The sequence below is a fragment of the Bradyrhizobium sp. USDA 4474 genome, assembly GCF_054057515.1.
Genome location: NZ_JBSRZJ010000002.1, coordinates 547,669 through 561,728, shown reverse-complemented (window position 1 = coordinate 561,728; position 14,060 = coordinate 547,669). Strand labels below are relative to the sequence as shown.

General features: G+C 61.6%; 12 protein-coding genes and 2 pseudogenes. 13 read left to right on the top strand and 1 reads right to left on the bottom strand.

What is annotated here, in order from left to right; translation table 11 throughout:
- Positions 1-72 precede the first annotated feature (72 nt).
- On the top strand, positions 73-990 hold the full coding sequence (locus ACVW16_RS04430; RefSeq protein WP_456705313.1) for a LysR family transcriptional regulator: 918 nt from the start codon (positions 73-75) through the stop codon (positions 988-990).
- Positions 991-1,025: 35 nt separating this feature from the next.
- Here ACVW16_RS04430 and ACVW16_RS04425 read toward each other — a convergent pair whose 3' ends face one another.
- Positions 1,026-2,021, bottom strand: coding sequence for an AraC-like ligand-binding domain-containing protein (locus ACVW16_RS04425; RefSeq protein ID WP_456770097.1), 996 nt, complete (start codon positions 2,019-2,021; stop codon positions 1,026-1,028).
- A gap of 287 nt (positions 2,022-2,308) precedes the next feature.
- On the opposite strand from ACVW16_RS04425, the gene ACVW16_RS04420 reads away from it, so the two are divergent.
- The 12 genes and pseudogenes from ACVW16_RS04420 (at position 2,309) to ACVW16_RS04365 (ending at position 14,042) form a co-directional block, all read left to right on the top strand.
- The gene (locus tag ACVW16_RS04420; RefSeq protein ID WP_456735468.1) at positions 2,309-3,622 is read left to right on the top strand and encodes an ABC transporter substrate-binding protein; all 1,314 of its coding nucleotides are present in this window, start codon (positions 2,309-2,311) and stop codon (positions 3,620-3,622) included.
- 5 nt (positions 3,623-3,627) lie between these two features.
- Positions 3,628-4,377 (top strand): ABC transporter ATP-binding protein, encoded by a 750-nt coding sequence (locus tag ACVW16_RS04415; protein ID WP_456802234.1) that lies wholly within the window; start codon positions 3,628-3,630, stop codon positions 4,375-4,377.
- Positions 4,364-5,056, top strand: coding sequence for a branched-chain amino acid ABC transporter ATP-binding protein (locus ACVW16_RS04410; protein WP_456735466.1), 693 nt, complete (start codon positions 4,364-4,366; stop codon positions 5,054-5,056). The genes ACVW16_RS04415 and ACVW16_RS04410 overlap by 14 nt, the downstream gene beginning before the upstream one ends.
- The gene (locus tag ACVW16_RS04405) at positions 5,056-5,925 is read left to right on the top strand and encodes a branched-chain amino acid ABC transporter permease (protein ID WP_456704172.1); all 870 of its coding nucleotides are present in this window, start codon (positions 5,056-5,058) and stop codon (positions 5,923-5,925) included. Before ACVW16_RS04410 ends, ACVW16_RS04405 begins: the two co-directional genes overlap by 1 nt.
- Positions 5,922-6,956, top strand: a complete 1,035-nt coding sequence (locus ACVW16_RS04400) for a branched-chain amino acid ABC transporter permease (protein WP_456735465.1) — start codon at positions 5,922-5,924, stop codon at positions 6,954-6,956. Before ACVW16_RS04405 ends, ACVW16_RS04400 begins: the two co-directional genes overlap by 4 nt.
- Positions 6,957-6,977: 21 nt before the next feature.
- Positions 6,978-7,982: a nitrilase gene (locus tag ACVW16_RS04395; RefSeq protein WP_456735464.1), complete on the top strand. Its 1,005-nt coding sequence runs from the start codon at positions 6,978-6,980 to the stop codon at positions 7,980-7,982.
- Between the two features lie 63 nt (positions 7,983-8,045).
- Entirely contained in the window at positions 8,046-9,215 is a 1,170-nt protein-coding gene (locus ACVW16_RS04390; RefSeq protein ID WP_456735463.1) for an alpha-hydroxy-acid oxidizing protein, read from the top strand.
- Between the two features lie 501 nt (positions 9,216-9,716).
- Positions 9,717-10,641 (top strand): annotated as a pseudogene (gene ku / locus ACVW16_RS04385) (non-homologous end joining protein Ku).
- Positions 10,641-10,806: pseudogene (locus ACVW16_RS04380) on the top strand (SDR family NAD(P)-dependent oxidoreductase); the annotation flags it as partial. The pseudogenes ku and ACVW16_RS04380, both read left to right, overlap by 1 nt.
- Before the next feature lie 185 nt (positions 10,807-10,991).
- Positions 10,992-12,257, top strand: coding sequence for an extracellular solute-binding protein (locus ACVW16_RS04375; RefSeq protein WP_456704167.1), 1,266 nt, complete (start codon positions 10,992-10,994; stop codon positions 12,255-12,257).
- Positions 12,258-12,259: 2 nt separating this feature from the next.
- A complete protein-coding gene (locus tag ACVW16_RS04370) occupies positions 12,260-13,201 on the top strand; it encodes a carbohydrate ABC transporter permease (protein ID WP_456802233.1) in 942 nt (313 codons plus the stop codon).
- Positions 13,194-14,042: a carbohydrate ABC transporter permease gene (locus ACVW16_RS04365; RefSeq protein ID WP_456735461.1), complete on the top strand. Its 849-nt coding sequence runs from the start codon at positions 13,194-13,196 to the stop codon at positions 14,040-14,042. Before ACVW16_RS04370 ends, ACVW16_RS04365 begins: the two co-directional genes overlap by 8 nt.
- Positions 14,043-14,060 lie beyond the last annotated feature (18 nt).

Below are 14,060 nucleotides of genomic sequence, written 5' to 3'. Positions count from 1 at the left end.
TCGGCCGGAGACTAGGGGAGGGAGGTCATTGCAGAGAATTGAATAAATCAGGAAAAGCCATTACACTTGGTTATGGCCTTGAGCATCGAACAGCTGACGACCTTCACCACGATCGTCAAGGCGGGGAGCCTTGGCCGGGCGGCTGCCTTGTTGAACATGACGCAGCCCGCGCTGAGCCGGGCAATCAAACGGCTGGAGCAGCAAATCGGCGCGGAGCTCTTCGAGCGCCACTCCAAGGGCATGCAACTGACCGACATCGGAAAAGCCTTCTTGCCGCACGCGACTTCGCTGCATGTCGAGGCCACGCAGGCCTTGGAGGAAATTCAGGCGCTGCGCGGCGCAGCGAAGGGGACCGTCCGGGTCGGGGCGGTGGCGAGCATCGCGAGTTCGATCCTGCCGCCCGCGATCGAGCGTACCTTGACCAAATGGCCCGGTCTTCATTTCGAAGTCTTTGAAGGCGTCTGGGACTTATTGGCAGCGAGTTTGTCGAAGCACGAGATCGATCTCGCCTTGGGCGCGGAAGCGCCCGACACGGACGAAATCGTTGCGATCCGAGATTGCTGCTGGGAGGACACGAGCCACGTGATCGTTTCGTCCGGGCACCCTCTGAGGCGTCGTCGAAAGTTGACGCTCGCCGATACGCTTCACGAGAAATGGACGATCCCGCCGCCCGGCACCGGTCCGCATCAGCACGTCGAGCGTGTGTTCGCCGAACAAGGCCTCGGCATGCCCGACGTGATCGTCAGAACCCGCTCGATCACGGTGCTGAAGAGTCTCGTTGTCGATTCCGGCTTTCTGAGTTGGATGGCTGAGCCGATGTTCGAGCCGGAGCGGCGTGCCGGTCTCATTGCTCCCCTTTCGATCACCGGGGTCGATGGCAGGCGAAGGCTGGTGGCGTTTCGCCGCCGGCGAGGTCTCCTGGCCGTTCCGGCGGTGAAACTGCTGGACGAGTTGAGGCGGCTGACGTCGGCGGGAAGCCGCAAACGCTGATCGGAAGTCCCGCCATGATGGTCGGACCGTGTACTCTAGGAATGCATTGCCTTCCCATTTCGATAATCGCGCGGCGCCACGCCGAACTTGATCCGGAAGGCCTTGCTGAAATGGCTGAGATCGTTGAACCCGTTGTCCATTGCGATCTGTGACACGCCGCGCGCGCGCAAAGCAGGATCCTTCAGCTGTTCGGCGCAACGATCCAGCCGCCTCGACCATATGTAGCGCGACAACGAGGTCCCCTCGGCTTCGAGCAACTGGTTGATGTAGCGAGGCGACAGCTTGAGCTGGGCTGCGATCGTCGCCGGTGTCAGGTCGGAATCGTGAACGTTGCGCTCGACCGTATCCTTGACCCTCATCAGCGCCAGGCTCCGGTACTCCGTCAATGATGGGGGGAGCGCTTCGGCCAATTCCGCCAGCATGGCAAGGAGAAGATCCTTGAAGTTCTGCGATATCTTGAGACCTGCAGCGGGGCTGGTCAGATTTGGCGCGCGGTCGGCGAGATGGGAGAGATAGCCGAAGACCATCGGCGCCAGTTCTCCGCGTTCGCTGAAGTTGCACGCGGCAAGGCGATGCAAGTGCGGAATTCGTCCAAGGCACTGCTCGCGTGGCAGGCGAACGGAGGCGACCTCGAAAGCTTCGTTTGATTGAAGTTTATAGGGTCTCGTAGCGTCACACAGTGCTCCATCACCGACCTTGAGGTGCGCCAAGCGCCCATCCTGCTCCGCGACCAACGAGCCCGACAGGACGAAGTTGAAGACCAGCATCGAGTGGTCTGCGCGGGAGATGCCTTCAGTGCTTCGCTGAGCCACATGGGGAGAAGCCTTGATGCGGCACAGGTCGAGACCATTGATGGGTGTGGAGTGGAAGCTCGCATCGAACTGAGCTTCGCCGATCAGCCGGTAGTCCAGGTCGACGAGATTGCGGCTCACAACGTCGTGCCAATAGTCGAAGCGCTCTCGCGGCGGAAGGCTCGCCGTCGAGGCGAAGCACGGCTGCATCGAAGCAGCTTTTGCGGCTTCCAGAAGCATCTCTTGATTCCCCTCGATCCGTTAAGATGGGGTTCTTGGGTGCCCCTTCGGCGGTCCATCACAGACAGGATCATCCGCCGGTGTGAAGTTTATTGCTCAATTTCGGGGCCGATCAAGCATGAAATATGCCAATTTCCCGGGTTGGCCCGGATTGCTTTCCGGTGGCACGGGCACCTCGTCCAGCCGTCTCAGACAAGTTTCTGTTCCGTCCGAACCAAGCCGCCTTCGACAGATCTGACCAATGTGGACCGTCAATTCGGTCAGCATCTTTGCATCGGAGAGCATTCATGGTTTGGAAGAATAACCCCAGTCTTGTCCCCGAGACCGGTATTGCCGACCCCGCGCGACGCGACTTTCTCAAGGCCGCCGCGGCGTTGACGGCGGGGGCGACGCTCGGCTCGACCGGTCGCGCGTGGGCTGCCGCGGACAAGAAAATTCGCGTCGGTTACATCAGTCCGAAGACTGGGCCGTTCGCGCCGTTTGCCGAGGCGGACGATTTCATTCTCGATCAGGTCAGAAAATCGCTCGCCGGCGGATTGACGGTGGGAGGGTCGAAATATGAGGTCGAGATCATCGCGCGCGATGATCAGAGTAGTCCGGATCGTCAGTCCAACCTCGCCGCCGAGCTGATCAACAAGGAGAATATCGACCTGATGCTTGCGCAGGTCTCGATCGGTCCGGCCGTATCGCAACAATGCGAGCTCAACGGCGTACCCTGCATTTCGACCATGGGCCCGTGGCAGGCGTGGATGTTCCCGATGAAGGGCGATCCGGCCAAGGGCTTCAAGAACGTGTTTCATTTCTTCTGGGGGATCGAGGACATCGCCGCCGTCTATCTCGACATCTGGAAAGACGCGGGGACGAACAAGGTGGTCGGCTCCGTCTTTTCGAACGACGTTCCCGGCAATGCCATGGGCGATGCGAAGCTAGGCATGCCGGGCGCCTTCGCCAAGGCCGGCTACAAGATCATCGACGTCGGGCGCTTCCCGGTCGGAGCGGACGACTTCTCGACCCACATCCAGGCCTTCAAGAAGGAAGGCGTTGAGATCGTCACCGGCCTTTTCAATCCGCCCGAATGGGCGACCTTCCTGAATCAATCCGCTCAGATGGGATTCAAGCCGAAGGTTTGCACCATCGCCAAGGCCTTGCTCTTCCCGGGCGGTGTGGCGGCTCTCGGGCCGCGCGCGGAGGGCATGTCCACCGAGATCTGGTGGTTGCCGAGCTACCCGTTCCGCTCCAGCCTGACCGGGCAAACTGCCGCCGAGCTTGCCGCCTCCTACCGGGAAACCACGAAGCGGGAGTGGACGCAACCGATCGGCGTCGCGCACGCCTTGTTCGAGGCCGGCGTTCAAGCCTTGAAGGCAAGCGGCGATCCGAAATCCCCGGGCAAGGTCGTCGAGAGCCTGCGCAAGCTCAAGACCGATACGGTCATCGGAAATCTCGACTTCGGCGCGAGCGGAATCGCCAACGTCTCGAAGATCCGGGTCGTCGGCGGGCAATGGCATGTCGAGGAAGGCGGAAAGCCGCACCTGTTCATCACGAGCAACAGCACGGCGCCCGAAATCAAGATTGAGCGCAAGCTCGAGCTTCTGAAGAGCTGACGGCCATGACAGCATTGCTCGCACTGCGGGACGTCAGCAAGCGCTATCGCGACATGGTCGTGATTCCCGGCCTGACGCTTCAGGTCGGGACAGGCGAATTCGTCGGAGTCATCGGGCCGAACGGAGCGGGTAAGACCACTCTGTTCGGCCTGATCTCCGGTAACCTCCGCTGCGATTCCGGAGCGGTTTACCTGGATGGGGAAGACGTCACCGCGCTCGGCGCCGATGCGCGTTGCCGCGCCGGCGTCGGCAGGACATTCCAGATCCCCCAACCATTCCAGGGCATGACCGTGTTCGAGAACGCGCTCGTGGCGGCCACCTTCGGGGCTGCTCTGCACGGCAAACGAGCTGAGCAGAAAGCACGCGAAGCACTCGTTCGTTGCGGCCTCGAGCGTCTCGGCGACACGGCAGCCGGTCGCCTGACCTTGCTCCAGCGCAAGCGGCTTGAACTGTCGCGGGCACTTGCCACCGAACCGCGGTTGCTGCTGCTCGACGAAGTCGCGGGTGGGTTGACGGACGCCGAAGTCGGCGAGCTTCTCGAACTCGTCACCGCGATCCATAGAGCCGGCGTGACCGTGATCTGGATCGAACATCTCGTCCATGCGCTGGTCTCGTCCGCCGATCGCCTGCTCGTGCTCTCGGAGGGAAGATTGCTCGGCGACGGGGCGCCCACCGCAGTCATGAGCAGTCGCGAAGTTCGTGACGTGTATCTCGGATCCGATCTCGACGAGCAGGCGTCCCATGCTGTGCACTGAGCATCTCGATGCCAACTACGGCATGTTCCAGGCCTTGTTCGGCATCAACTTCTCGATCGCACGCGGCGAGGTCGTTTCGCTGATCGGCGCGAACGGCGCCGGAAAATCGACGCTGCTTCGCGCCATCGTCGGTTCTGTCCCGGTTGCCGCTCCGAGCGTGCTGCTCGACGGAAAGCCGGTCGGCGGCTCCGCCGAAATCAATCAGCTGACGCGTGGAATTGCGCTGGTGCCGGAAGGTCGTCGGCTGTTTCCGAGCCTCACGGTCGAGGAGAATCTGCTTCTCGCCGCGAAAAACGGCCGTCGAGGTCCGTGGACGCCAGATCGTCTCTATAGGGAACTGCCGGCTCTTCAGAAGTTGCGCGCGCGTCCCGCTACGGCGCTGTCCGGCGGTCAGCAGCAACTCGTGGCGGTCGGCCGGGCGCTCGTCACGAATCCCGACTTCCTACTCTGCGACGAGATATCGCTCGGCCTTTCGCCTGTGGCGGTCGAGACGGTCTACGAGCTGCTCGGCACCGTCATCGGGGAGGGCATGGCGGTCGTCCTTGTCGAACAGAACGTGCGTCGCGCGCTCTCCAAATCGTCCAGGTACTACTGCATGCTGAAGGGAAACATCGTGCTCGAGGGCATCTCGAAGACGGCCGATTACGCGCGCGTATCGGCCGCGTATTTCGGAGATTGATGATGCAGATCGCCGCGGAAACGTTGTTGAACGGGCTGATGCTGGGGGCGCTTTACGCGCTGTTCGGGCTTGGCCTGAGCTTGAGCGTCGGGGTCATGCGCATGATCAACATCGCCCATGGCGATCTGATCGTCGTCGGGGCCTATCTGACCAGTGTGGTCATGAGCGCAGCGGGCGTCGGTGCCTTGACCGCGCTGCTCGTGGTCATACCGGTGATGTTCGCGCTCGGTTGGATTCTTCAAATCATCCTGCTCAACCGTGTTGTCGGAAAGGATGCTCTGGCTCCGCTGCTGCTGACATTCGGCCTCTCCATCGTCTTGCAGAACGTCCTTCAGGAGATTTTCACCGCGGATACGCGAAGCCTGCAGGCCGGGGATCTCGCAGGTCTCGGGTTCAACGTTCTTGGCGTCTCCATTGGAGTCCTTCCCCTCGTCTCTGCGCTCGCGAGCATCGCACTGCTCGGTGCGACGCATTGGCTGGTCGGTCACAGCCATTTCGGGCGTCAGGCGCGGGCCGTATCGGATGATCCCGGCACCGCACGGCTGGTGGGCGTGAATGATCGCCGACTCTTCGGCATGGTGACCGGGGTCATCTTTTCAATGATCGGCGTGGCAGCCGTGCTCTACGCCCTCAGGACACCCTTCTCACCAACGGCGGGGCCCGAGCGGCTGCTCTATTCGTTCGAGGCAGTTGTGCTTGGCGGGCTCGGCAATATCTGGGGCACCTTGTTTGGTGGACTCGTGATCGGCGTCGCGCAGCTTTTCGGGGCGAAGATCGCCTCGGGTCTCGGTCCCTTCTTCGGTCACCTCGCGTTCCTCGTGGCTCTGCTCGCTCGCCCTCAGGGCTTGTTTGGAAAGGCGTCGTCATGACCACCGTCACCGTGTCGCGAGCGAATTCCAGGACGGCGTTGGCGCGGATGTCCGTCAGCGCGGGGCTCTTCATTGTCGCTGCGCTTGCAGTTTCGATGCCTTGGCTGTCGACGTTCGCCGTCCAGAGGTTGCTCGTCGAAGTCTTCACGCTGTTCGCGGTCGCGCTCGCCTGGAATCTGCTGGCAGGCTATGGCGGCCTGGTCGCTATCGGTTTGCACGTCTTCGTCGGCGTAGGGTCGTATTCACTCTTCGCGCTCTCGAACCAGTTGCATCTGAATCCGTTTCTGCTGCTGCCTGCCGCCGCGGTCTTCGCTGCCGTTTTCGCCCTCGTCTCGGCCTGGCCGATGTTCCGTCTGAGCGGCGCTTACTTCGCGGTTGGTACGTGGGTTCTTGCCGAGATGATGCGGATATTGATCTTGAATTCGCCATGGCTGGGCGCCGGAGGCGGCATGCCGCTGGAAGCGATGAGCGATATCGATCGGTGGACGCGCAATGCGGGAGTCTACTGGGCGGCGCTATTCGTCGGCGTCGGATCGCTGGTCGCAAGCAGACAAGTGCTGCGCGGCTCGCTGGGCCTTGCATTGATGAGCGTGCGTGACTCCGAACCCGCCGCGCTGGCGAGCGGTGTCCCAGTCGCTCGCGCGAAGATCGCGCTTTGGGTGCTGTGCGCCGTCATCTCAGGGCTTGCTGGCGCGGTCTCGTATATGAATACGCTTCAGGTCACGCCGGATGCCTCTTTCTCGTTGAACTGGACCGCTGCGGCGATCTTCATTGCCGTTCTCGGGGGTATCGGAACGCTGGAGGGCCCGATCGTCGGCACGATCGTCTATTTCCTGCTCCGAGAGACCTTCGCAGGCTATGGCGCCTGGTACTTCATCGGGGTCGGACTGCTCGCGATCTTGACCATGGTGGCCGCCCCGGGCGGCGCGGTTTCCCTCATTCCGGAAAAATGGCGGCTCGATCCGTTCCGGATACGCCGGCGCATGGCCGGGTCCGATCTCGACCGATCCGCTTCATTCCCCACAACCTGAAATCTGGTTCGGAGATCTCGCATGCAGGACACGAAATTCAAGGTCGCAGTCGTTCAGGCCGCGCCGGTATTCATGGATGCGCCAGCTGCCGTGGCCAAGGCGATTGGTTTCATCAAGGAGGCGGGTGCAGCGGGGGCGAAGCTGCTGGCATTCCCCGAGGTCTGGATTCCAGGCTATCCTTGGTGGCTTTGGCTCGGGACGCCGGCTTGGGGAATGCAGTTTGTACCCCGCTATCACGCCAATTCGCTGCGCGCGGATGGACCCGAAATACTCGATCTCTGCGCGGCCGCCGCCGAAGCGAAAATCAATGTTGTGATGGGCTTCTCCGAAATCGACGGCGGGACGCTCTACCTGAGTCAGGTTTTGATCAGCGATGCGGGAAAGATCATCTTCAAGCGCCGAAAGCTCAAGCCGACCCACGTCGAACGTACGCTATTTGGTGAAGGAGATGGGTCTGATTTCCGCGTCGTCGAAAGCAGCGTCGGACGCCTCGGAGCCCTGTGCTGTGCCGAGCACATTCAGCCGTTGTCGAAATACGCCATGTACGCGATGAACGAGCAAGTTCACGTGGCGTCGTGGCCATCGTTCACGCTGTATCGCGGCAAAGCCTACGCGTTGGGCCATGAGGTGAATCTCGCCGCCAGCCAGATCTACGCGCTGGAGGGAGGTTGCTTCGTCCTGCATGCGTCGGCCATTACCGGTCAGGATATGTTCGACATGCTTTGCGATACGCCGGAAAGGGCAGATTTGCTGAACGCGGAGGGAGCAAAGCCAGGTGGCGGCTATTCGATGATTTTCGGTCCCGATGGCCAGCCGATGTGCGAGCATTTGCCACAGGACAAGGAAGGCATCCTCTACGCTGACGTAGACCTTTCAATGATTGCAATCGCCAAAGCGGCCTATGACCCCACGGGGCACTACGCCCGCGGTGACGTCGTCCGTCTCATGGTCAACCGCAGCCCGCGTCGCACGAGCGTCGGCTTCAGCGAAGACGAGAACGCGGCGGTCACTTTCACCGAGACTTGAACGGTCCACGCGAAAATGCTTGAAGGCAGGCACGACTAGCCGCGATGCGTCTCGCCAAGAACCGTGCGGGGTTGCCTCCATGATAAGAACGGCGTGGCTCGAGGGCTTACGGTGACCCCGATTAACGTAGATGACTATCGAAGCCTGGCCAGGCGTCGCCTTCCACGAATGGTGTTCGACTATCTTGACGGGGGAGCCGAAAGCGAACGTGGTTTGCACCGAAATCTCAAAGCTTTTGCTGCGATCAATTTTGCGCCTCGACGGCTTGTCGATGTCAGCCAGCGCAGCTCGTCCATATCTCTGTTCGGACGGACGCTTCCAACGCCCTTCGTGGTCGCACCGACAGGCCTGAATGGTGCTCTGTGGCCTGACGGTGATGTAGCGTTAGCCCGGGCTGCCCGCAGTGCAGGGATCCCGTTTGTACTTTCGACCGCATCGAACGCGACAATTGAGGACGTCGCGGAGCGGGCGGGTGGCGACCTTTGGTTCCAGCTCTACGTCGTGCAGCGAGATCTGGCGCAGCAGCTTGTCCGCAGGGCCAAGGACGCGGGTTACGGTGTGCTGATTCTCACCGTTGATGTTGCGGTGAATGGCAAGAGAGAGCGCGATCTGCGAAACGGGTTTGCGATTCCGTTCCGCCAGACTCCCCGATCGGTTCTGGACGCCCTAACTCATCCAAGGTGGGCGCTCAGCCAAATCCGCCATGGGCTGCCCCAGCTCGCAAATTTTGCCAGCCCCAATGCAACCGACGTGAGCGCGCAAGCAGCCTTGATGCGCCGGCAGATGGATGCCAGCTTCGGCTGGCAGGATCTTCAGGCGCTCCGCGACGCCTGGCCGGGAATTCTCATCGTCAAGGGCATCATGACTCCGACCGACGCAAGTCGATGCCAGGAACTGGGCGTCGATGCCGTGGTTCTGTCCAATCATGGCGGAAGGCAGATCGAGGACGTTTCGGCACCGATAGATTTGTTGGCGGAAATCTCGAACCAGAAGGTGATGCCGCCGCTTCTCGTCGATGGCGGCATCCGCCGCGGAGCCGATGCGGTAAAGGCGTTGGCGCTCGGTGCCAAAGCGGTGTTGTTGGGACGTGCCATCCTTTACGGGCTCGCTGCTGCGGGCGAAGAAGGGGCCAGTCACGTGCTTGAAATCCTCAGTGCCGAGGTCGATACGACGCTGGCACTTGTCGGCTGTCCAGAGGCCGCCCGTCTTGATCGCCAGTTCATTCAATTGTGAGGAATCACACACCCGGCGCCGCGGGCAGCGCGCGAAGCATTTCTCCAGCGCCGAACGGTCACGGGCGCAACAGACCGGAGTCAAAAGCGTAGCGAGCGACTATTCCGGCAGATTTGCTCAATGCACCGCATAAAATTGTCGATGCGGCCTGGGCTGTGGTCCGCCGGCTATTTACATCCGCCTTCACCGCCGAAAAAACGCTCGCGCAAGCGTCCTCTAGCAGAGCCCGCCAGTATTCCGGCGGCAGATCGGCGTCAGGAGCCAATCCAGGGGCCCGCATCGAATGTCGGCGGGCAGCAGCGGCCATCCTTTCCATCTGCTTCGGGTCCGGCATGCGCCAGCTCGCGGGTCGATCAGAGATACACCAATCAGAGCGTAACGGGAACGAAAGAGTCGATACCCCTTCCCTTAGAAATCATGCGGTAGGGCTTTCTGGGTTGTCGGAACCCGGTGCCCCCATTCGTCTTGACTCAAGTACCCCAAGACCGGAGTTCTGCGTACATGGCACCGCGCGCCAATTGGAAAGGCTTTCTGCGATTGTCTCTGGTGACCTGCCCGGTCGCGCTCTATCCCGCCACCTCGGAGAGCGAGAAGATTTCCTTCAATCAGCTCAACCGGCAGACCGGCCATCGCATCAAGTACCTGAAGGTCGATGCGGACACCGGCGACGAGGTGCCGAACGAGGACATCGTCAAGGGTTACCAGCTCGAGAAAGATCAGTTCATCGAGGTCACGAAAGAGGAGCTCGAGGAGATCGCGCTGGAGTCCACACGCACCATTGAGATTGATGAGTTCGTCGACAAGCGCGACATCGATCCGCGCTACCTGATCCGACCCTACTACATCCGCCCTGACGGCAAGGTCGGGCACGACGCCTTCGCCGTGATCCGAGAGACCATTCGCGAGATGAACAAGGGTGGCCATCGGCCGGGTGGTGCTGACCAACCGCGAGCACGTCATTGCGCTCGAGCCGATGGACAAAGGTCTGGTCGGCACGCTGCTGCGCTATCCGTACGAGGTGCGTAGCGAGGCCGAGTATTTCGACGAGATCCAGGACGTGAAGGTCACCAAGGACATGCTCGATCTCGCCAAGCACATCGTGAACCAGAAGGCCGGGCGGTTCGAGCCTGAGAAATTCGAGGATCACTACGAGACCGCGCTCATCGACCTCATCAACCAGAAGCGCGCCGGCAAGCCCATCACGCCGAAGTCAAAGCCGGCGGCGACGAACGTCGTCGATCACATGGAAGCTCTCCGTCGATCCGTTGGCAAGGAGGCCGCGCCGGCGAAGGGGCCCAAGCCGGCCAAGAAGCCGAAGAGGGCCTCCGCCGGGCAGAAGGAAATGCTGATGCCAATCGAAGGCAAGAAGCCGAAGGAGGCAGCGTCGAAGAAGCCGGCGGCTCGGCCGCAGCGAAAGTCGGCCTAATGGCCATCGTGTTCATCACCGGCAGCGCCGACGGACTAGGTCGCGCAGCGGCCGAGTCGCTTCTCCACGGCGGCCATCGCGTGGTGCTGCAACGATCGTAAGGCGGGCATCCGCGAACTAGCGTCAAGCGCAGCCGGAGTTGCGATCAGCGATCTCAGTCTCGCCGGCGTTGCGGCGCTCCAGCTTAAGCAATGACGCCATCACGGCGCTTGGTGCCGAACGAGCCGTAGCCGTCGGCAGCGGTCAGCCTAGTCGGTTCCGTGAGGTGCATAGGTCAGAATTTTAGTTGCGCACCTCAAAACTTGCAGGCAGGATCGCCTCCAACAATAAGAGCCTGTTGGGAGGATGTGATGAGGCTGCTCGCCAAGCTGGGACTCACCGCTGCCGCATGCCTGCTTTTGGCCAATTCCGCGTTGGCCGACACGACCGTTAAATGGCTGCACATCGAGGTCAATCCGGCCCAGGTGAAGATCTGGGAGGAGGTCGCGCGCGCCTATGAGGCGTCGCATCCCGGCGTGAAGGTCGAGATGCAGTTCCTGGAGAACGAGGCCTACAAGGCCAAGCTGCCGACCATCCTGCAATCCAAGGACAGGCCGAACATCATCTACAGCTGGGCCGGCGGCGTCTTGAAGACCCAGATCGAGGCAGGCGTGCTGGAAGATATCACTGATTCTGTGAAGAGCGACGGCTATAGCGACACGATCGCACCGGCGGCGCTTGCCGCCTTCACCCAGAACGGCCGCGTCTTCGGACTTCCGATCTCGCTCTCGCAGGTCGGCTTCCTCTACAACAAGGATTTGATGGCCAAGGCGAAGGTCGATTCCGCGGCGATCAAAACGTGGGATGATCTGCTTGCTGCAGTGAAGACGCTCAAGGCAGCCGGCGTTACGCCGATTGTGGTTGGCGGCGCCGATAAGTGGCCGCTGCATTTCTACTGGACCCATCTCGCCGTGCGCATTGGCGGCAAGCCGGCCTTCGATGCAGCGCTGAAGGGTGAAAACGGCGGCTTCGCAGGCGACACCTTCCAGAAATCCGGTGAGCTGTTCAAGCAGCTCGTCGATCTCCAGCCGTTCCAGAACGGCTTCCTCGGCTTCAAGAACCCGCAGGCCGTCGGCTATTTCGGTGACGGCAAGGCCGCGATGATCCTGGCGATCTCCTCCTTCTATCACACCCAGCGCGCGCTCGCCGCCGACAAGGTCGGTCTTTCCGACGACAAGCTTGGCTGGTTCGATTTTCCGGTCGTACCCGGCGGCAAGGGTGAGCCGTCAGACACCCTCGGCGGCATCACCGGCTGGCTGGTCACCAAGGACTCGCCCAAGGAGGCCGTCGACTTCCTGAAGTACTTCATCTCCAAGGACGTGCAGGCGCGGCTCGCCGCCGGCAACTTCATCGTTCCCGTCGTCAAGGGCGGCGAGGCGGGTCTCAAGAGCGACTTCATGAAGCTGATCGCGTCCAATCTCGCAAAGTCGAAGTACCACCAGAACTTCTATGACCAGAGCCTCGGCCCCTCCGTCGGCCGCGTCGTCAACGACGTCTCGGCGGAGATCGCCGGCGGCAGCATGAGCCCGCAGGACGCGGCGAAAGCGATCGAGGCGGCGTACAAGCAAGGTAACTGACCGTGGCGCGACGGATCGCGATGCCATCGCCGGTCGGCGTTGCTGGCGAGGCGGCCCCCCAGGCCGCCGTGCGCGGCCCGAGCTGGGACAATCGCTTCACCGTGCTGATCCTGTTCCTGCCGCCGGCACTGCTGCTGTTCACGCTGTTCGTGGTGCTGCCGATCGGCGAGGCGGCCTGGTACTCCGGCTTCAGCTGGAACGGTTTCGGCAGGCCGACCCACTGGATCGGCTTCGACAATTATCGCTTCGTGCTGGAAACGCGCGCGTTCTGGCTCGCGCTGCGCAATAACGGGCTGATCATCGCAGTCTCGCTCGCGATCCAGCTGCCGCTCGCGCTGACCCTCGCCTTGATGCTGGCCGAGAAGTTTCGCGGCGCGGTGGCGCTGCGCATGCTGTTCTTCATGCCCTATATTTTCGCGGAGATCGCGACCGGGTTGATCTTCTCCTTCGTCTATGACGGCGATTACGGTCTCGTCGCATCGATCTGGCGCACCTTCGGCGCCGAGCCGCCGCATCTCCTGGCCTCGACCGATACGGCGATGCTGGCGGTGCTGATCGTGATCGTGTGGAAGTACTTTGGCTTCCACATGATGCTGTTCATCGCAGCGCTCCAGAGCCTCGACAAGAGCCTCGTCGAGGCGGCACGGATCGACGGTGCGACACGCTCGCAGGCGTTGCGCCATGTCGTGATCCCCTTGCTCTACCCGACGATCCGGCTCTCGGTGTTCTTCGCCATCGTCGGCTCGCTGCAGCTGTTCGATCTCGTCATGCCGCTGACGCGCGGGGGACCTGCGGATTCCTCCAACACCATGGTGAGCTTCCTTTACAACAACGGCATCTCGCGCATGCGGGTCGGCTATGGCAGCGCCATCGGCGTCATCCTGTTCGCGATCTGCGTAACCTTTGCCTTCACCTACAAGCGATGGTTCATGCGCGATGAGTAATGCCGAAACCAATCGCGCGCCGTTGGATCCCGCCGTACCGTTCAAGGCGGCGTTCCTCGCAGTCGTTGCCATCTTCGTGCTGGTGCCGCTGCTCGCGACCCTGCTCGGCGGCTTCAAATCGCTCGGCGAATTGCGCGTCAATCCCTTCGGCCTGCCGCAGCATTGGGAGTGGCAGAATTATGCGGACATCCTGTTCTCGGGACGTTACTGGCAGCTCCTGCGCAACTCGCTGATCATCTCGACCCTCACGGTGACGTTGACCCTGACCGTGGCCTCGATGGCGGCGTTCACCTTCGCCCATATCAGGTTCTTCGGCAGCTCGATGCTGCTGAGCTATTTGACCCTCGGCCTGTTGTTTCCGGCCGCGACTGCCGTGCTGCCATTGTTCATCAAGGTGCGCGATCTCGGGCTGCTTGACACTTATTTCGGCGTCGCGCTGCCGCAGGTGGCCTTCAGCCTTGCCATGAGCGTCCTGCTGTTGCGGCGCTTCTTCAAGGACATTCCCCATGAGCTGCTGGAAGCGGCGCTGGTCGACGGCTGCAGCTACATCAAGTTCTTTCGCCACGTAACGCTGCCACTGTCGCGGCCGATTCTCGCGACGGTGGGCACCATCACCTTCGTCAACAGCTGGAACGCCTATCTGCTGCCGCTGGTGATGCTCAACACCGATGCGCTCTATCCCTGGCCGCTCGGCATCATGGTTTATCAGGGCGAATATTCGTCCGAATGGCACCTGATCCTCGCCTTCATCACGCTCACCATCCTGCCGACGATCATTCTGTTCCTGCTGGCGCAGAAGCACATCGTCGCCGGCCTCACCGCAGGCGCGGTCAAGGGATAGCCAAGAGACAGCCAGGAC

What these genes read in the sequence shown, in the direction of transcription:
- ACVW16_RS04430 (WP_456705313.1), top strand. Translation starts at nt 73, where the DNA reads ATGGCCTTGAGCATCGAACAGCTGACGACCTTCACCACGATCGTCAAG.
- ACVW16_RS04425 (WP_456770097.1), bottom strand. Translation starts at nt 2,021, where the DNA reads ATGCTTCTGGAAGCCGCAAAAGCTGCTTCGATGCAGCCGTGCTTCGCC.
- ACVW16_RS04420 (WP_456735468.1), top strand. Translation starts at nt 2,309, where the DNA reads ATGGTTTGGAAGAATAACCCCAGTCTTGTCCCCGAGACCGGTATTGCC.
- ACVW16_RS04415 (WP_456802234.1), top strand. Translation starts at nt 3,628, where the DNA reads ATGACAGCATTGCTCGCACTGCGGGACGTCAGCAAGCGCTATCGCGAC.
- ACVW16_RS04410 (WP_456735466.1), top strand. Translation starts at nt 4,364, where the DNA reads ATGCTGTGCACTGAGCATCTCGATGCCAACTACGGCATGTTCCAGGCC.
- ACVW16_RS04405 (WP_456704172.1), top strand. Translation starts at nt 5,056, where the DNA reads ATGATGCAGATCGCCGCGGAAACGTTGTTGAACGGGCTGATGCTGGGG.
- ACVW16_RS04400 (WP_456735465.1), top strand. Translation starts at nt 5,922, where the DNA reads ATGACCACCGTCACCGTGTCGCGAGCGAATTCCAGGACGGCGTTGGCG.
- ACVW16_RS04395 (WP_456735464.1), top strand. Translation starts at nt 6,978, where the DNA reads ATGCAGGACACGAAATTCAAGGTCGCAGTCGTTCAGGCCGCGCCGGTA.
- ACVW16_RS04375 (WP_456704167.1), top strand. Translation starts at nt 10,992, where the DNA reads ATGAGGCTGCTCGCCAAGCTGGGACTCACCGCTGCCGCATGCCTGCTT.
- ACVW16_RS04365 (WP_456735461.1), top strand. Translation starts at nt 13,194, where the DNA reads ATGAGTAATGCCGAAACCAATCGCGCGCCGTTGGATCCCGCCGTACCG.